This window comes from Rhizobium sp. 18055 (genome assembly GCF_902706285.1).
Classification (GTDB): domain Bacteria; phylum Pseudomonadota; class Alphaproteobacteria; order Rhizobiales; family Rhizobiaceae; genus Rhizobium.
Window position 1 is genome coordinate 73,673 of the sequence record NZ_CACSKD010000013.1, and the last position, 16,290, is coordinate 89,962.

The 16,290-nt window shown below is 62.5% G+C and carries 17 protein-coding genes; 7 read left to right on the forward strand and 10 right to left on the reverse strand.

Annotated elements, in window-relative coordinates:
• Nucleotides 1-168 precede the first annotated feature (168 nt).
• The 4 genes from GVL52_RS20485 to GVL52_RS20500 all read right to left on the reverse strand — a co-directional run bounded on the left by GVL52_RS20485 (nt 169) and on the right by GVL52_RS20500 (nt 3,744).
• Nucleotides 169-930 carry an ABC transporter permease gene (locus GVL52_RS20485; RefSeq protein WP_160010555.1) on the reverse strand — a complete coding sequence of 254 codons (762 nt, stop codon included), beginning with the start codon at nt 928-930 and terminating at the stop codon, nt 169-171.
• Nucleotides 927-1,853: an ABC transporter ATP-binding protein gene (locus GVL52_RS20490; RefSeq protein WP_160010557.1), complete on the reverse strand. Its 927-nt coding sequence runs from the start codon at nt 1,851-1,853 to the stop codon at nt 927-929. The genes GVL52_RS20485 and GVL52_RS20490 overlap by 4 nt, the downstream gene beginning before the upstream one ends.
• Nucleotides 1,854-2,111: 258 nt before the next feature.
• Nucleotides 2,112-2,360 (reverse strand): hypothetical protein, encoded by a 249-nt coding sequence (locus GVL52_RS20495; RefSeq protein ID WP_160010559.1) that lies wholly within the window; start codon nt 2,358-2,360, stop codon nt 2,112-2,114.
• Nucleotides 2,361-2,445: 85 nt separating this feature from the next.
• The gene (locus GVL52_RS20500; RefSeq protein WP_160010561.1) at nt 2,446-3,744 is read right to left on the reverse strand and encodes an extensin family protein; all 1,299 of its coding nucleotides are present in this window, start codon (nt 3,742-3,744) and stop codon (nt 2,446-2,448) included.
• Nucleotides 3,745-3,877: 133 nt separating this feature from the next.
• Between GVL52_RS20500 and GVL52_RS20505 the strand changes: the two genes are divergently transcribed.
• On the forward strand, nt 3,878-4,045 hold the full coding sequence (locus GVL52_RS20505) for a hypothetical protein (protein ID WP_160010563.1): 168 nt from the start codon (nt 3,878-3,880) through the stop codon (nt 4,043-4,045).
• A gap of 19 nt (nt 4,046-4,064) precedes the next feature.
• On the opposite strand, the gene GVL52_RS20510 is transcribed toward GVL52_RS20505, so the two are convergent.
• From GVL52_RS20510 to GVL52_RS20525, 4 genes are all read right to left on the reverse strand, one after another.
• Nucleotides 4,065-4,304, reverse strand: coding sequence for a hypothetical protein (locus GVL52_RS20510; protein ID WP_160010565.1), 240 nt, complete (start codon nt 4,302-4,304; stop codon nt 4,065-4,067).
• Between the two features lie 162 nt (nt 4,305-4,466).
• On the reverse strand, nt 4,467-4,643 hold the full coding sequence (locus tag GVL52_RS20515; protein WP_160010567.1) for a hypothetical protein: 177 nt from the start codon (nt 4,641-4,643) through the stop codon (nt 4,467-4,469).
• A gap of 151 nt (nt 4,644-4,794) precedes the next feature.
• A complete protein-coding gene (locus GVL52_RS20520) occupies nt 4,795-6,453 on the reverse strand; it encodes an alpha/beta-hydrolase family protein (RefSeq protein ID WP_160010569.1) in 1,659 nt (552 codons plus the stop codon).
• A 258-nt stretch (nt 6,454-6,711) separates the two neighbouring features.
• Nucleotides 6,712-8,529 (reverse strand): methyl-accepting chemotaxis protein, encoded by a 1,818-nt coding sequence (locus GVL52_RS20525; RefSeq protein ID WP_160010571.1) that lies wholly within the window; start codon nt 8,527-8,529, stop codon nt 6,712-6,714.
• Nucleotides 8,530-8,912: 383 nt separating this feature from the next.
• Here GVL52_RS20525 and GVL52_RS20530 point away from each other — a divergent pair, with 383 nt between their 5' ends.
• The 5 genes from GVL52_RS20530 (at nt 8,913) to GVL52_RS20550 (ending at nt 11,648) form a co-directional block, all read left to right on the forward strand.
• Nucleotides 8,913-9,674 carry an adenylate/guanylate cyclase domain-containing protein gene (locus GVL52_RS20530; protein WP_160010573.1) on the forward strand — a complete coding sequence of 254 codons (762 nt, stop codon included), beginning with the start codon at nt 8,913-8,915 and terminating at the stop codon, nt 9,672-9,674.
• A gap of 146 nt (nt 9,675-9,820) precedes the next feature.
• Entirely contained in the window at nt 9,821-10,207 is a 387-nt protein-coding gene (locus tag GVL52_RS20535; protein WP_160010575.1) for an acyl-CoA thioesterase, read from the forward strand.
• A gap of 4 nt (nt 10,208-10,211) precedes the next feature.
• A complete protein-coding gene (locus GVL52_RS20540; protein ID WP_160010577.1) occupies nt 10,212-10,799 on the forward strand; it encodes a hypothetical protein in 588 nt (195 codons plus the stop codon).
• Between the two features lie 80 nt (nt 10,800-10,879).
• Entirely contained in the window at nt 10,880-11,326 is a 447-nt protein-coding gene (locus GVL52_RS20545; RefSeq protein ID WP_160010579.1) for an SRPBCC family protein, read from the forward strand.
• On the forward strand, nt 11,313-11,648 hold the full coding sequence (locus GVL52_RS20550; protein WP_160010581.1) for a helix-turn-helix transcriptional regulator: 336 nt from the start codon (nt 11,313-11,315) through the stop codon (nt 11,646-11,648). Before GVL52_RS20545 ends, GVL52_RS20550 begins: the two co-directional genes overlap by 14 nt.
• A gap of 27 nt (nt 11,649-11,675) precedes the next feature.
• Here the strand turns inward: GVL52_RS20550 and GVL52_RS20555 are convergent, their stop codons facing one another.
• Both GVL52_RS20555 and GVL52_RS20560 read right to left on the reverse strand, forming a co-directional pair.
• A complete protein-coding gene (locus tag GVL52_RS20555) occupies nt 11,676-12,848 on the reverse strand; it encodes a DUF1501 domain-containing protein (RefSeq protein WP_160010583.1) in 1,173 nt (390 codons plus the stop codon).
• A 10-nt stretch (nt 12,849-12,858) separates the two neighbouring features.
• Nucleotides 12,859-14,445, reverse strand: a complete 1,587-nt coding sequence (locus GVL52_RS20560) for a DUF1800 family protein (RefSeq protein WP_160010584.1) — start codon at nt 14,443-14,445, stop codon at nt 12,859-12,861.
• Nucleotides 14,446-14,887: 442 nt separating this feature from the next.
• On the opposite strand from GVL52_RS20560, the gene GVL52_RS20565 reads away from it, so the two are divergent.
• The gene (locus GVL52_RS20565; RefSeq protein WP_160010585.1) at nt 14,888-16,123 is read left to right on the forward strand and encodes an MFS transporter; all 1,236 of its coding nucleotides are present in this window, start codon (nt 14,888-14,890) and stop codon (nt 16,121-16,123) included.
• Nucleotides 16,124-16,290: the final 167 nt, after the last annotated feature.

Consider the following 16,290-nt stretch of genomic DNA (forward strand, 5'->3'; position numbering starts at 1 on the left):
GCGTCAAAGCATCAAAAACGCAACGCCGCGCTGCCGTCACAGCAGCGCTGGTTTCGCAAACAGAACGGGGCCAGCATGAGACCCGCGAAATCAAGGATCGTTCTGGTCTCACGCCTTGTCGAGCGCCCAATGTCGTCGGCCCTGCCGCACCGCAACCGATGCAGCCTATCAGTTGCGCAGCTTGTAGCCTGTCTTGAACATCCAGCCGAGCGTGCCCAGGCAGATCGCCAGGAACAGCGTGATCATCCCGAGGCTGATCAGCGGGTTGACGTCGGCGATGCCGTAGAAGCTCCAGCGGAAACCGCTGACCAGATAGAGCACCGGATTGAAATGGCTGACCGCCTGCCAGAACGGCGGCAGCATGTTGATCGAGTAGAAGCTGCCGCCGAGGAAGGTCAGCGGTGGCACGACAAGCATCGGGATCAGGTTCAGCTGTTCGAAATTGCTGGCCCACATGCCGATCATGAAGCCGAACAGGCTGAAGGTCACGGCGGTCAGCACGAAGAACAGCGCCATCATGAATGGATGCTCGATCCTGACATCGACGAAGATATTCGCCGTCAGCAGGATGATCACCCCGATCATCAACCCCTTGGTGGCCGCCGCCCCGACATAGCCGAGCAGGATTTCGGTCATGGCGACAGGCGCCGACAGCACCTCGTAGATGGTACCGGTGAATTTCGGGAAATAGATGCCGAACGAGCCGTTGCCGATGCACTGGCCAAGCAGCGTCAGCATGATCAGGCCGGGGGTTATGAAGGCGCCGTAGGGGATGCCCTCGACCTCCTGGATGCGCGAGCCGACCGCCGCCCCGAAGACGATGAAATAGAGCGAGGTCGAAATCACGGGCGACACGACGCTCTGCAGCAGGGTGCGGCGGGTGCGGGCCATCTCGAAGTAATAGATGGACTTGACGGCTTCGAAATTCACTTTGCGCCTCCCACGAGCGCCACGAAGATGTCTTCCAGCGAGCTCTGCTGCGTCGATAGGTCTTTGAAATGGATGTTGTGCTCGCCGAGCCGGGTCAGCAGCGCCGCGATGCTTTCCTGATCGCTCTCGGCGTCGAACTCATAGGTCAGACGATTGCCACCGGCGCTCAGCGCAAGCCCGTTGCCGGTGAAAATATCAGGCAAGGCCTGCAGCGGTTCCGTCAGCTCAAGGATCAGCTGCTTGCGGCCGAGCTTGGCCATCAGCGCGGTCTTTTCCTCGACCAGCAGCAACTCGCCGCCATTGATGACGCCGACGCGATCGGCGATCTCCTCGGCCTCTTCGATATAGTGGGTCGTGAGAATGATGGTGACGCCCGCCTCGCGCAGCTTCTCCACCACATGCCACATGTCCTTGCGCAGCGTCACATCGACACCCGCCGTCGGCTCGTCGAGAAACAGGATCTCCGGTTCGTGGCTCAGCGCCTTGGCAATCAGCACGCGACGCTTCATCCCACCGGAAAGCTGGCGCAGCGTGTTGTCCTTCTTGTCCCAGAGCGACAGGTCGCGCAGCACCTTCTCGATATGCGCGGGATTGGCCTTCTTGCCATGCAGCCCGCGGGTGAAACTCACCGTATTCCACACCGTCTCGAACTGGTCGGTCGTCAGTTCCTGCGGCACCAGGCCGATCATCGCCCGCGTTGCCCGGAAATCCTTGACGACGTCCTTGCCGCCGACCAGCACTGTGCCCCCGCTCGGATTGGCAATGCCGCAGACGATCGAGATCATCGTCGTCTTGCCGGCGCCGTTCGGCCCGAGCAAGGCGAGAATCTCGCCCTTCTCGACATCGAGGTCGATGCCCTTCAGCGCCTGGAAACCATTGCTGTAGGTCTTGGTGAGATTGCGGATCGAAATGATGGGGGCCATGCAGGGCTCTTGAAAACTCTCGGAAGGATTTCGCCGCTATATAGCCGCTCCCGGACGGTTTGACATCCCACCACCTGCGAACAGAGTATTCATTTGCTCGAAAACGAGGCAATTCGAAATCGGGTTCCAAAATCGCCTACGTATGATTGTGTCATCGGCCGGCGACACCTGTGGTCCCGAAAAAAGGGCCACCAAACCGGCAGCCCTCAGAGAGACCGAGGTCCCAGTCCCCAGCCGGCGCAAGCGCCAGCTTTCTATTTACCAGGCGCCATTTTCGCCGCAGCCGGCCGGCGGAAGCGTTTTGCCCTCGAAGCGAGCCTTCAGCATCTCGCAGCCCTTGGCGCGAATGAGATCAGGCATTTTCATGTTGAGGCTGATGCCGACTTCATCGAACGGATCGCTCGCATAGGCCACATACATGTACCAGCGGCCACCGAACACGGCGACGGCGGCAATCACGACGATCGCCACAAAGAACAGAATGTTCGGGCGCTTACCCTCGACCATGATCAACTCCTCTTGCAAACAGGAGGCCCGTCTAAAGCGATTCTAGCGCCTGCGTCGACCCGCAGACAATCAGCCGTGGTGGGGATCAGTCGCAATAAACCTTGCCGCTCTTGCGTTCCCTGAGGTCGAAATGGAAGTGATTCCAATGTTCCGGATTGCTGCCAGGGCCAAGCACGGTGTTGAAATACTTGCAGCTGTCGGTGCGCACCGCCTGCAGCAGCTTGCCCTCGCGGAACGAGAACAGACCCTTCTTGCGCACATCGATCGCGCGGCCGCTTTTCAGCACGAACTTGCCGACATCGATCGCGTTGCCATGCGCATGTTCCGACATCGGATTGTACTTCTGCCGGCTGTTGTTCATCCGCCGGCAGCTGTAGCCGCCGAGTGGCTGGATGGTCTTGATGCCGGACCAGTAGCGAAAGCGCGCCGACGGCGCCAACTCATTCTTCACCCACTTCGCAAAGGCCAGCGTCACCTGGCAGTTCAGCGTCACCGCCGGCTTCACGCCGATGCTGCCGGACAGGCCCTGCAGCGAGATCGGATAAGGCACCTGGCAGGCAGGCCCGTTTGAGATCGCAGGCTTGTCGGTATAGACCACGCCCATCCGCTTCAGTTCGCGCCGGCAGGACAGCTCGGAGGTCGGCATGACGCCGGGAACGGCGGGCGCCGGTGCCGGCTCGCTCATCATCGGCTGACTGGTCGCCGGATTGTTCGGCCGCAGCATCGCCACTTCCTGGCTCTCGTCTTCCTCGGGCACCCGCGTCGGCGCCACGACAGCGCTGCCGTCACCCCAGACCTGCGCCTGGCTGGCGGCAGCCTGGGTGGCCGGCCGCGGCGCCGTGGCGCGGTTCATCTGCGTCGGATTGTCGGTGCCGATGCCATCGACCATGGGCTGGTCCGATTGCCCCTCGGCAATCTGCTGCTGCTCTTCCTGCGCCAGCCCGGTCACCGGTTCGACACCAAGTTCCTCGTCCATGTTGACGCCAGCGGGTGGGACGGCAAGCGTCTGCGTCCCGCCCCATGTCTGCGGCTGCCCCTGCAACTGCCCGGCCGCGCCGCGCGCGCCAGCCGACGCCTGGTCGCTGTTCATCCGCGGCATCCGGCTGGATTGCAGCTGTCCGGATTGGCCGGTGCCAGCCAGATTGGGTGTATCGAGATAATCGACCGAACCCTGCGCGCTGCCCACCGGCTGGTTGGAGACCGGATAGGCCTGCTGGGTCGCCGCCGGTGGAATGCTTATGTTTCTGGAGGGCGAAATCGAGCCGACCTTGGTACCGCTATCGACGTTGCCGGGCGGAACGAGCGCATCCGTCGAACACGTCGTCAGCGCTGTCGATAGCAGCACGGGCAGCACGTAACGCCGCAGGGTGGAAACAAACGCCATACTCTCATCGCTTCCGAAGATCGGCAGTGACCAAAAAACTTCAGTCCAAATTTAATAAAAAACGGTGAACGAAAGCTTACCCCGGGGGTAGGCAATCTCATTTGGCGACATCGCACTGACAGAAATCGACGTCATGAAGACATTTGCAGAGCGCAACAAGGCACCGTCCCTGATGACGCCGTCACCGCAGCGGGACACCTCGATGGGCGCCTTCGCGACGCCTGGCTACGAGGGGACTTGGAGGATGCAGAACCGGTCGATGCCGGGTGCTGAAGAGAAATTGGAGGGGCCGGGCGGATGAGCGGCGAAGCGTGGCGCTGTCAGCCGACGTGGCGCAGGATCGTGTCGTCGGTCATGGTCTTCGCGACCCGCCGCACCGGGCTGCTGCCGGTGCCGTAGATCTCGTTCATGATCTTGGCAACCTCGACGGCGTGCCGCTCGGTCAATCCATGCAGGATCTGACCTCCGAAACATGCAGGTTCTTCGGCCTGATGATCCCAGACCATCCACATATCGAGCGGATCGCAAATGACATCGTAACGCGACTTGGAGCTATCCATCTGTATACTGCCTTCACCACTCCACTCTTGTAGGTTGCGCAAGTTAATAGATCATTGCGATACCCCTCAATAAGTGTGGGCAATTTCTTGCACTGCCACTTTTTGCAGTGCCACCACGCGATCGGCAGACAGGCGCGCGACCGCGCTCCACGCCGGTGCGTGTTATTTTTGCGCCGGCACGCTGCCGGTGACGATCCGATCGGTCTTTGACAGATCCATTTGCGGCCAGTTGGACGCAGCCTCGGTCGCAGGACGGCTGCCGATCGCAAGAATTGTGATCAGTCCGGCAACGACGGCAGAAAGAAGCAACCCGCTATAGGTCATCAGTTTGAACCTCAAAGATGTGGTTTCCCAGCCACTCCGGCGCAAACTGCTATGAGAGCCTAAACGAACCCATAAGAAACGTGGTTAACCCTCATCATATTCCCGTTTGCGAACAGCCAAAACCGAACAGAAGCGATTTCCAGGCCAATTCCAAACGGATCCGGGGTCAGTCACTGTCGCCGCTGGCCGCCGCCGCATCGGCGAAACGCCTCTTCAGCGCGTCGGCCTGGGCGGGATCGACCTGCAAGGCGGTGACCGCAATCCAGGCATCGATATAATGCTCCGGCGCATAGACATGGCCATAGCCCATCGGCGAAGAGGTCGCGATCATCAGGTCGAACAGCAGCTGGAACATCGTCAGCCCCGGAAACCATCGGAGACTTGGTGACACATCAGGTCCTCGCGGCGCCTGCATCCACGCCGGCTCGCGGTAGAACGACCGTGCATCGAAGAAGGTCACCGCGTCGCTCGCATATTGCAGATAGACGATCCGCATCGGCCCCCACGTCGCATCCGGAATGTTCAGATGGTTTTCCTGATTGGTGAAGCGGATGATCGAACTGTCGCGAAACACCGGCAGCCATGCCGGCGATTGCGGAACGCGGCCGGCCGTCACCGCATTCCAGGTCGCGCTTTCGAACGGCGGCCCGCTCCAGAGCGCCCCCTGGAACGGATCGGCGATAACGTCGAAGACATCGGCCGATATCTGAGAATTGAGTGCCCCGAGGCTCAGGCCATGCAGGTAGAGCTTCGGCCGCTTGTCGTGCGGCAACGTCGTCCAGTAGCCGTACACCTCGCGAAACAGCGCCTTGGCGGACGCTGCACCATATTCCGGCTCCACCAGGAGCGACAGCCAGCTGGTCAGGTAGGAATATTGCAGCGCCACGCTCGCCACGTCTCCGCGCTGCAGATACTCCAGCGGGTCCATCGCTGCCGGATCGACCCATCCGGTGCCTGTCGGCGCGATGATCACAAGCATCGAGCGCTCGAACGCCCCGTCCCGCTTCAGCTCCTCAAGTGCAAGCTTGGCCCGTTCGGCGATCGTATCGGCGTTGTTCAACCCGACATAGACGCGAATGGGCGCACGGGCCTCGCCCTTCCAGAAATCGCCGATAGCGGCCGCATCAGGACCTGATGCAATGAAATTCCGTCCCTGCCGCCCAAGCCCGTTCCAGGCAACCAGCGACGACGCGCTGCCCGTCTTGGCCGGATCGCTCGGCATCGGCACATTGTCCTCGATCAGCGCATCCATCCGCTGCAGCGACGAATCCATCGCATGCATCGCGGTCCGCAACAGTACGCCTTCGACCACCGACCAGAACAGCGCCACCGCAATGGCCACGCCGATGACATTGGACACACGCCGTGGCACGAAGCGCTCCAGCCTGTTCGAGGTCGATAGCACGATCAGCCGGAACAACCTGCCGAGCAGCACGGCCACCAGAAAGACGACAAGCGCAATCGCCGCGAGCTTGAAAGGCTCGGCGCTTTCCAGGCGCTCCATATGCCAGAGTTCGCGGATCGAATTCTGCCAGCCCGCCGCCTGCCACAGGAAGATCACCGCCACGATCAGGCCACAGACCAGCACGGCGATCCGCTGCGACAGAAGCGGTTTGCGCCACGGCAGTTCGAGGTATTTCCAGAGCCAGACGATCGCGACGCCGAACAGATAACCGACGGCGGCACAGATCCCCGACAGCGCACCCTGCACGATATAGGATCGCGGCATCAGTGTCGGCGTCAGAGACGCGGCGAAAAACGCAAAACCAAGGGCCAGCCCGGTGACCGAGAGAGAGCGAAACAAACCAGCCAGCAGACGCCTCATGCGCTTCCCCATCCCTTGATCAGTCAAGTCTTCCCATCGACAGGCAACAAGCCGTCACCGGCAAGCGCTTGCCATCCACCCGATTGTTTTCTGAAGTCATCCCGAAAATCGAACAGCAGGCCCCGACCTTACTATCAGAAGGTGAAAATTCAAGCGCTTCAGTGCAACATCCGCTCGCTTTGCCATCGCACCAAAAGACAACCAGCCGCCGATCATCGACCGGCGGCTGGCTCAATTCACACAGGAGTTCGTACGTCGCTATGCGGCTCTGCTCATCTGCCCGCGTCCGCCGCGAACATCCTTCAGCCGGAAATTCGACAGCAGCGCCCGCAGCTGATCGCTTTCCTGCGCCAGCGTCTGGCTGGCAGCCGTGGTTTCCTCGACCATCGCGGCATTCTGCTGGGTCATCTGGTCCATGTGGTTGACGGACGTGTTGATCTCGTTGAGGCCGGTTGCCTGTTCTCGCGCAGCCGTCGCAATCGAGTTGACATGGCTGTTGACCCGGTTGACCAGTTCCTCGATCTCGACCAGCGCCTCGCCTGTCGAGCGCACCAGCGTCACCCCGCCCTCGACTTCGCGGGCCGAGTTGCCGATCAGCGTCTTGATCTCCTTGGCCGCATTGGCAGAGCGCTGCGCCAGTTCGCGCACCTCCTGCGCCACCACGGCAAAGCCGCGCCCGGCCTCGCCGGCACGCGCTGCCTCGACGCCGGCATTCAGCGCCAGAAGGTTGGTCTGGAAGGCAATCTCGTCGATGACGCTGATGATCTGGCCGATACGATTGGACGAATCCTCGATCCGGTTCATCGCCGCGACGGCATCGCGCACGATCGCGCCGGACCGCCCGGTGCTGGTCTTCGTCTCCGCCACCATTTCGCGCGCCTCGCCAGCACGCTCGGAGGCAGTCTTGACCGTTGCGGTGATCTCGTCGAGCGCCGCCGCCGTTTCTTCGAGGGCTGCGGCCTGCTGCTCGGTGCGCTTGGAGAGGTTGTTGGTCGCCTCGCTGATATTGCCGGCGCTGTCGTTGACGATGCTGGTGGATTCGGCGATCGCCTGGATGACGCCGTTCAGCGCCTCGACGGCCGTGTTGAAATCGGCCCGCAGCTTGGCGTACTCATTGCCGATATCGTCGATGGCCACCGTCAGGTCCCCGGCAGCCAGCCGTTCAAGCCCGGCACCGAGCGCCCGGATGGCAAAGTCCTGCCGCTCGGCCGATGAACGCGAGTTCGCTTCGTTGCCGCGACGCTCCGCCTCGATCTGCTGTTGCTGCTCGCTTTCGCGATCCCGCATCAGAGCCCGCTCGCGCACGCTGTCGCGCAGAACCAGCAGCGATTTCGCCATAGCGCCGATCTCGTCGCGACGGTCGTGATCGACGATCTCGACCGTATGGTTGTCATCGGCAATCGCGTTCATCGCCACCTTCAGGCGCGATACCGGCAACGTCACGCTGCGCACGATGGCAAAGGCGACCGAGAGGATGACGATGGCGCCGGCGAGACAGGCAAGCGCCGCCCATATCGCATTCTGCCGGTAGAGCGCCGCCAGATCGTCGGCGTAAACGCCGGTGCCGACCACCCAGCCCCAGGGCTGAAAGCCGACGACATGCGAGTATTTCAGCACCGGCTCGGCCGCACCCGGCTTCGGCCAGTAGTAGTCGACAAACCCCTCGCCGCTCTTCTTCACCGTGTTGGCGAACTCGACGAAGATGAACTTGCCGTTCGGATCCTTGTTCTGCGACAGGTCGGTGCCGTTCAGCTCCGGCTTGATCGGATGCATGATCATCGTCGGATGCATGTCGTTGATCCAGAAATAGCCGCTGCCGCCGTAGCGCATCGCCGAGATCACGTCCTTGGCAGCCGTCTGCGCCTGATCGCGGGTCATCGTGCCCGCCTGCTCGAGCTTGTAATATTTCTGGAAGATGGCGATCGCGGTGGCATCCATCTGCGCCAGACCGCTCTTGCGCTCCCGCTCAAGCTCCGAATGCGAATAGTTGAGGAAGAAGCCGATGGTGAGAACGAGAATGGCCAGCGCCATGCCCACCAAAGCGTAGAGGCGAGTAGAAATCTTGACGTTGCGCATGTTTCCCCGGCAGTTCAGAACTTGATCATAGTCAAATACTGCTATGTCGGCCTTACCGGATCGTGAAGCTGGATTAGCGAATGATCACATAACGCAAGGTCAGGAGACGCCGGGAAATCTGGCCGGAATGACCTAAGATATTGGCAGGGTTCGATCTTGTGCCTTCAGCGACAATTCGGCCGATGACGTCTTATGAGACTTTAGTTGCAGGCCTTTTTTCAGCTGTACCACGTCGTTTCTGGCCGGCGGTCGCGGCACGAACCCGACATCAGTATCAGGAGTTGCAAAACATCGACCAATATCGGAAGCTTGCTCCTTGATTGCGGGCCGCAAGGATATTGAGCGCGGAGTCGATTGCAGAACGCGACAGGGGCTTTGATCTGATGATGCCAGCCACGCACGGCAATGCCGGCCAGAACAATGCGATCATCTGCCTGGGCTGCTGGGACCAGATGCATGTGCCGATCCCGATCCGCGGCCCGCTCGCCCTTCCCTTCCGCGCCTTCGGCATCACCCGCAGCAAGATGAACCCGAACATCTGCGAGCGGGCCTTCCGCTACGTCAAGAAGCAGAACCACGTCACCTCGAATGCCACCATTCTGTTTGCCGACATCCGCGGCTTTACGACACTGTCCGAGCGCATGGACCCGGTCCGATTAAGCAATCTGGTCAGGATATTCCATGACCGGTGCGCGCAGGCGATCTGGGCGCATGACGGCATCGTCAACAAGCAGATGGGCGACGGGCTGATGGCGATCTTCAACTTCCCGATCAGAATTGCCGACCACGCCAGCGCCGCCATCATGGCCGCCCGCGATATCCAGGAGCATTGCACGGAGGCCCTCGACAGCCTGAAATCCAATCTCGACGGCTTGCCGGATCATCTGCTCGGCGTCGGTGTCGGCATCCACACCGGCGATGTCGAGATCGGCGAATTCTCGAGCTTCCGCAGCGATTTCACGGCGATCGGCGGCGCCGTCAATCTGGCCGCACGGCTGGAATCCCAGGCCGGTGTCGGCGAGATCCTGATTTCGCCGGCAACGGCCGCCCTGGCAACCGAACTCGCGGCTGGCACAGAGGCGCGGATGTTGCAGCTCAAGGGTATTGAACATCAGGTCGCGGCACAGGTCCTGCTCAAGCGTTGAGCAAGGAAAGCCGTGGCCGAATGAGGCATTCCGCCGCGCAGCCCAGATCCACCCTCACTTTGTCGGCAGCCGTGATTTCGGTTTGCGGCCTTATGCGCTACGCTCAATCGGAATCGCATTAAACACCGCTTGAAACAGGAGAGTTCATGACCGAAGACCCCAAGCCGAAGGGCACGCTGACACTGAGAACGATGGCGATGCCTGCCGATGCCAATCCGGCCGGCGATATCTTCGGCGGCTGGGTCATGGCGCAGATGGACCTTGCATCGGGCATTTCGGCAGCCGAACGCGCCAAGGGCCGCGTCGTCACCAAGGCGGTCAAGGAAATGGCCTTCGCACTGCCGGTCAAGATCGGCGACACGCTCTCCATCTACACCGAGATCGAACGCGTCGGTCGCAGCTCCATCACCCTCTGTATCGAGGCCTGGGCAACCCGGGCCCGCTACAACAAGATGGAAAAGGTCACCGAAGGCACCTTCATCATGGTGGCGCTCGACGAAGACGGACAGCCGAAGGCTGTTCCCGCGGAGTAATCGGATGCAGACAGTCGCGTCGCCGGAAGTCTTTCTTCACATCAAGGTTGTGATGGGGATGGTGATTTCGCTCAGCCTGGCGCGGCTGCTCACCGGCGTCGCCGGCATCGTCCAGCACCCGGCCAAGGGCAGGGTCTATCCCGTCCATCTGGCCTGGGCGCTGTCGATGTTCCTGTTCATCATCCATGTCTGGTGGTGGGAATACCGTCTGCAGGCTGTCCCGGAACTCAAGTTCGGGGTCTATCTCTTCCTTGTCTGCTTCTGCAGCCTGTTCTTCCTGCTCTGCGCCCTGCTGTTCCCGGCATCGATCGAGGAGTATGGCGGCTACGAGGAGTATTTCATCTCCCGCCGCCGCTGGTTCTTCGGAACGCTGGCGCTGACTTATGCGGTTGACATCGCCGACACCGCCATCAAGGGCCAGGACCATATCCAGTCGCTCGGCTGGGAATATCCCGCCCGCAACATCGTCTACATCATCCTCTGCCTGGTCGCAGCCTGGACTGCCGACCGCCGCTTCCACGCCATCTTCGTCACCGTGAACATCCTCTACCAGATCAGCTTCATCTTCCGGATCTACGACGTGCTCGGCTGAGGCCGGCACGGGAAGCGCAACTTTCCGGTTGCTAATCGCCGACTTTCATGCGACAAAAAGGCAACCAGGAGGTTGCCGATATGTCCGATCGCATCGAAAAGACCGTTGACCTGAATGCCCCTGTCGCCCGTGTCTGGAAGGCCATCACCGACCACCGCGAGTTCGGCGAATGGTTCCGCGTCAAGCTCGACGCTCCCTTCGTTACCGGCGCGGTCTCATCAGGCCACATAACCTACCCCGGCTACGAGCACGTCCTCTGGCAGGCGACCGTCAAGACGATGCACGAGCCCACCCTGTTCTCCTTCACCTGGAAGCCCTATGCCGTCGATCCCGATATCGACTACTCCGACGAGACCCCGACACTGGTCGAGTTTCGCCTCGCGCCGACAGCGACAGGCACCCGCCTGACCATCATCGAATCCGGCTTCGACAAGGTCCCCGAATACCGCCGCGCCGAAGCCTTGCGCATGAACGACGGCGGCTGGGCCGAGCAGGTGAGAAACATCAAGGCCCATGTTGAACGCTGATATCGCCGCCACGCACAACGCCGCCGCCCTGTTCGCCGCCCTCGGCGATCCGACCCGTTTGTCGCTGCTGGCGACACTCAGCGACGGCCACCAACGCTCGATCACCGGCCTGTCGGGAAATAGCGAACTGACCCGCCAGGCAATCACCAAGCACCTGAACGTGCTGCAGCAGGCTGGTCTGGTCGAAAGCACCAGGGTCGGCCGCGAAAGCCACTACCGCTTCCGCCCCGACCGGATCGACACGATGCGTGCCTATCTCGACAGCGTCTCGCGCCAATGGGACGACGCGATCGACCGGCTACGATCTTTCGTCGAGCGCTGAGCCGGCGCGTCAGACAAAGCGAAAGCATCAGGCCCGCAAAAACTGCGAGCCCTTGTCGAAGGTGACGCCCGGAAAGATCTTCGTGGTCAGATCATCGGCGCTGACATCGAACTGTCGGTAGAGCATCGCCGCCGCAAGCTCGCGCACATCGGCGGTCGGCGTCAGGTCGCGCTGGTCGAGCAGCTGCTGATCGCCCAGACCCGGCCAGCGCCCCAGCATCCGCCCGCCATTGAACCCGCCACCGGCTAGCACCGCGCAGCCGCCGGTGCCGTGGTCGGTCCCGCCCGAACCGTTTTCGCGCACGGTGCGGCCGAACTCGGTCATCGCAAGCACCACCGTCTTCGACCATATCTCCGGCCCGAGCGTCGCCTTCAGCGTGGTGATCGCCTCGGCCAGGTCCTGCACCGGCCGCTTGAACTGGCCGACCTGGCCGACATGCGTATCCCAGCCGGTAATCGAGAAGCTGGCGATCCGGTAGTCGCCCTTCAGCATGTTGCCGGCAAGGGCTGCCACATCCGCAACCTTCTGGCCGCGCGGCCCGCCGGGTTCGGCCACCATAGAGGCGCTGTTCGCCCGCGTCGCCTCCTCCATCGCCTTGGCGAATGCCGGATCGCCGGCATAGAGCCGCGTCAGGAACTGCGTCTCGTCTCGCGCCGGGCCAAGGTTGGAATCCGACGCCCAGACATCGACATTGTTCGGCCCGGTCAGGATCAGCTCGGTCGATGTGTTGACGTCGATCGCCTTGCGCGCATCCGAGCGCGGGATCACCGCCAGCGCCCGGTTGAGCCAGCCGGTCTTCTCCTCCTGCACATGCTCGCCACCGGATTCCAGCATGTCCTGCCCGTCGAAATGGCTGCGCTGGTCGCGATACGGCGTCGAGACCGCATGCACGAAGGAGAGTTCCCGGCTCTTCCACAAAGGCAGCAGATCGGCTGCCGCCGGATGCAGGCCGAAATACCCGTCGAGATCGAGCAGCCCGGTATCTGGCGTCAGCGCCAGCGTCGGTCGGAACGCGGCGAAGCCTGCATCGCCATAGGGCTGCACCAGCGCCAACCCATCCATGGCGCCGCGAAGCACGATGGTGACGAAGCGCTTGTCGCCGGGCATGGCCGCAAACGTAACGGGGGTGAAAACAGGGGCTGCGGCGAGACAGCAGGCGGTAGCCAGAAAGCCACGGCGGGACAGCGTGAAATCATTCATGGCCATACTCCTATCGGCGGTTGAATTCCGGCGATGCCAGGGCAAGCATCAGGCCGGTGGTCTTGTTCGGCGCCTGGCTGACGATGCGGATCGTGTCGTCGCGCGCCGCATCGCCAAGCGTTGCCTTCAGAAATTCGCGGGGATCGAGCCCCTGCCCGAACTGCGCCGTCGCCCGCCGCGCCCAGCCCAGACGCTCGGCCAGCTGGCTGGCGGTGATCCAGGCCGAAAAGCTCTCCTCGAACCCGGCAGGGCTTGGCGGCAGCCATGTCGGCTGCCCCATCCGTCGCAACGCACCCTGCCCGAGCGCCCGCGCCGTCTGCATCGCCTTGCGACGCTTTACCTTTGCCTCATTGTCAGCGGCATTCATCGACGGGCCATCGGCACCACCGGCGCTACCGCCCATCGAATTGCCGCTCATCGCATTTCCGCTCATGGCGTTATCAGGCGCAGCCGCCTTGGCGGATGCAGCAGCACGGCCCGGCCCGCCCATGGCGTCGGCGTCGTCATCCTCCTGGTTCGCCTGCAGGAAGCTCGCAACATTGCCATTCCCGCCACCGGCATTCAGCGCCCGCAGCCCTGTGACCACGAAGTCGAACGGCTGCCGCGCCTTGGCGCCCTCGTTGGCCCAGGCCGCAGGGTGGTCGAGCATCGTCCGATAGACAGCCGTGAGATCGCCATCGCTCGTCTTCCAGCTCGCGGCCATCGCGGTGACCAGCCCCTCGTCCGGCTGGTCGGCAATGAAATGCACCGCGAGCTTGCGACAGATGTGCTGCGCCGTCCTCGGATTGGCGGCGAGATCGTCGAGCATCGAGAGATAGTCGCCCGGCCGCCGCTTGGCGCCGCCATAGCTAATGCCCAGAACCTCGTGGCTGCCGGGCTCGGCAATATTGGGACGGAACATCATGTCCATCTCCTGCCGGTCGATCGTCAGCCCTGTCAGCACCATGGCGGCCGCCCGCACATCCGCCTGTGTATAGCCGCTGCCGGCGCCGAGCGTGTGCAACTCCAGCAGCTCGCGCCCGAGGTTTTCGTTCAGCCCCTTCTTCTGCCGCATGCCGCCCTTCGAGTCCGGGCCGAGCGATTCCGCCTGGTCGAGATAGATCAGCATCGCCGGATGCTCGGTGGCGCTCCTCAAAAGGTCGGCAAACCGACCGCCTATATGCGGTCTGATCGCCTCCGCCTCATAGAGCGGCACCAGCAGCCGCATCGGCAGGCTCTTGTTGGCACTGGTGGAGAAATGATTGGTCCAGAAGGTCGAGAGCCGCTCGTAGAATCCGTTCGGCGAGACCACCGCCTGCATCAGTCGTGCGTTCGCATCCAGCTGGAAGGTGCGTTGCGCCTGCTTCTGCAGCAGCTTGCGCTGCTCGCGCCGCGTCTGGTCGTCGTTACCGCTCTGCCGGAGATCGCGCAGGCCGGCCTGCAGCTCGGCAATCTGTCCGTGCCGCTGCTCGATGCCGCCGAGAGGAAACGCCGCCGATGCCTCTGCACCCGCCTTCACCTGTTCGAGCAGATCGTTGCGGGTCTGCGGCACGACCTCCCCCGGCCTGAACCCGTAACCGAAGCGGATGGCCGCCATGGTTGGAAAGGAAAGACTCATCACCTGTCACCTCCATATCCCTTGGTGGTGACAGGCTGTTGGCAAAAACGTCGGAAATTGTGGCAAGATCGCGACATGGACAATTTGTAATTCAAGGGCTTAGCCGATGTCGCCGCGCAAAATTCTGTTGCCATAGCATCCACACCGGGCGGCTGGCGGCCCTGCACCCGCGGCAGATGGGCAACGCGACGCTGGCAGCTGTACGGAGGCAAGAGGGCCCGTGTTTTCGGAACGCGCCGATGGCCGTAGCAGGTACCGCCGAATTGACAGGTTTCAAGGCGCCCCCCTGCTATTGCCGGATTTATCTCAATCCCCTGCCTATCAGGCACTCATCGGCGGAACCTTTCCCGCAATGGACCGTTTGAGGCTGCACCAACAGCCATGGCGAAACACGCTTGCGGCGGGCGGTTCCAGATCGATGGCCCGGCAGCGAGGATATGGCGTGAGCGCAAGTGCAAAAGATGGTCTCTCGGGTCGCTCGCTGGTAGCGCTCGCCTTCGTCAATTTCTTCCTCGCCGACGCCCGTGATGGGCTTGGTCCGTTCCTCGACGGTTTCCTTGCCACCAATGGCTGGAGCCCGATGACATTGGGCATCGTCGCCACGCTCGGCGGCGTTCTCGGCCTGATCGCCACGCCGCTGTTCGGCGCCCTGGTCGATGCGTCTCCGCACAAGCGCCTGCTGATCATCCTGCCTGTCATTCTGGTCACGGCAGCAGCGCTGTGGACGCTGGCGAGCCCCGGCAATGCGTCGGTGTTCGGCGGACAGTCGATGACGGCAATCGTCGGCGCGGTGGTCGGCCCGGCGCTGATGGGGCTCACGCTCGGTCTGGTCGGCGAAAAGGCCTTCCCCGACCAGGTTGCCCGCAACGAATTCTGGAACCATGCCGGCAACGTCTTCTCGCTTGCCTGCGTCTACCTCGCCACCTCGCTTTATGGTTTGAACGGCGTCATCGGCCTGATGCTGCTGACGGCGATTGCCACCGTCATCGCCATTCTGGCGATCGACCCCGATCGCATCGACAACGACGTTGCCCGCGGCCTCACCCGCGAGGCAGACGATGGCGCACAGGGCCCTTCGACTTACGCGATGATCACAGGCTCGCGCGGCCTGATGCTGCTGGCCGTGACCTTGCTGATCTTCCATTTCGGCAATGCCCCGATGAGCCGCCTAATCGCCCAGAGCTTCTCGATCCAGCTCGGCACACCGTTCCGCACGACCGCCATCGTCACCGGCGTTTCGCAACTGTCGATGATCGCCATGGCGCTGGCAGCGCCGTATCTCATTCGCCGCTTCGGGCTCTCGTCGGTGTTCATCATCGCGCTTTGCGCCCTGCCCATCCGCGGCGCCATCGCCGGCAGCTTCCCGAGCTTCGCCTCGATCTATCCGGTGCAGTTCCTCGATGGCGTCGGCGCCGGCCTGATCGGCATCGCCACGCCTGTCGCCGCCGAGCGCATTCTCGCAGGCACCGGCCGCTTCAACCTCGGCCTCGGCGCCGTCATGACCGTCCAGGGCATTGGCGCATCGCTGAGCAACGTCGTGGCCGGCTGGCTGACCGGAATGGGCGGCTACAGCCTCGCCTACTGGGTGCACGGCGGCGTCGCCATCTTCGCACTGGCGCTGTTCATCGCAGGCCGCGACGTCATCGCGCCTGCCAAAGCCGCAAAGGTCCGCACTTAAATCTGGCACCCGCGCTCCCATCCCCACCCCACACTCGCCTATGTGGCGGGAATCCAGCCGATGAGCGCGGCGAAAGGAGTCTTCTGCGGTCACGGACGTGACCGCGCTGGATCTCCGCCACGAGGGCGAAGATGAGGGAGGGGGTGGAGACGCGCCCTGCCGACCGC

Bases quoted from the DNA above. Each gene is read 5' to 3' on its own strand.
- GVL52_RS20540 (WP_160010577.1), top strand. From the start codon at position 10,212: ATGCAGACAGTCGCGTCGCCGGAAGTCTTTCTTCACATCAAGGTTGTG.
- GVL52_RS20530 (WP_160010573.1), top strand. From the start codon at position 8,913: ATGATGCCAGCCACGCACGGCAATGCCGGCCAGAACAATGCGATCATC.
- GVL52_RS20500 (WP_160010561.1), bottom strand. From the start codon at position 3,744: ATGGCGTTTGTTTCCACCCTGCGGCGTTACGTGCTGCCCGTGCTGCTA.
- GVL52_RS20550 (WP_160010581.1), top strand. From the start codon at position 11,313: ATGTTGAACGCTGATATCGCCGCCACGCACAACGCCGCCGCCCTGTTC.
- GVL52_RS20505 (WP_160010563.1), top strand. From the start codon at position 3,878: ATGAAGACATTTGCAGAGCGCAACAAGGCACCGTCCCTGATGACGCCG.
- GVL52_RS20545 (WP_160010579.1), top strand. From the start codon at position 10,880: ATGTCCGATCGCATCGAAAAGACCGTTGACCTGAATGCCCCTGTCGCC.
- GVL52_RS20555 (WP_160010583.1), bottom strand. From the start codon at position 12,848: ATGAATGATTTCACGCTGTCCCGCCGTGGCTTTCTGGCTACCGCCTGC.
- GVL52_RS20535 (WP_160010575.1), top strand. From the start codon at position 9,821: ATGACCGAAGACCCCAAGCCGAAGGGCACGCTGACACTGAGAACGATG.
- GVL52_RS20495 (WP_160010559.1), bottom strand. From the start codon at position 2,360: ATGGTCGAGGGTAAGCGCCCGAACATTCTGTTCTTTGTGGCGATCGTC.
- GVL52_RS20525 (WP_160010571.1), bottom strand. From the start codon at position 8,529: ATGCGCAACGTCAAGATTTCTACTCGCCTCTACGCTTTGGTGGGCATG.
- GVL52_RS20560 (WP_160010584.1), bottom strand. From the start codon at position 14,445: ATGAGTCTTTCCTTTCCAACCATGGCGGCCATCCGCTTCGGTTACGGG.
- GVL52_RS20490 (WP_160010557.1), bottom strand. From the start codon at position 1,853: ATGGCCCCCATCATTTCGATCCGCAATCTCACCAAGACCTACAGCAAT.
- GVL52_RS20510 (WP_160010565.1), bottom strand. From the start codon at position 4,304: ATGGATAGCTCCAAGTCGCGTTACGATGTCATTTGCGATCCGCTCGAT.
- GVL52_RS20520 (WP_160010569.1), bottom strand. From the start codon at position 6,453: ATGAGGCGTCTGCTGGCTGGTTTGTTTCGCTCTCTCTCGGTCACCGGG.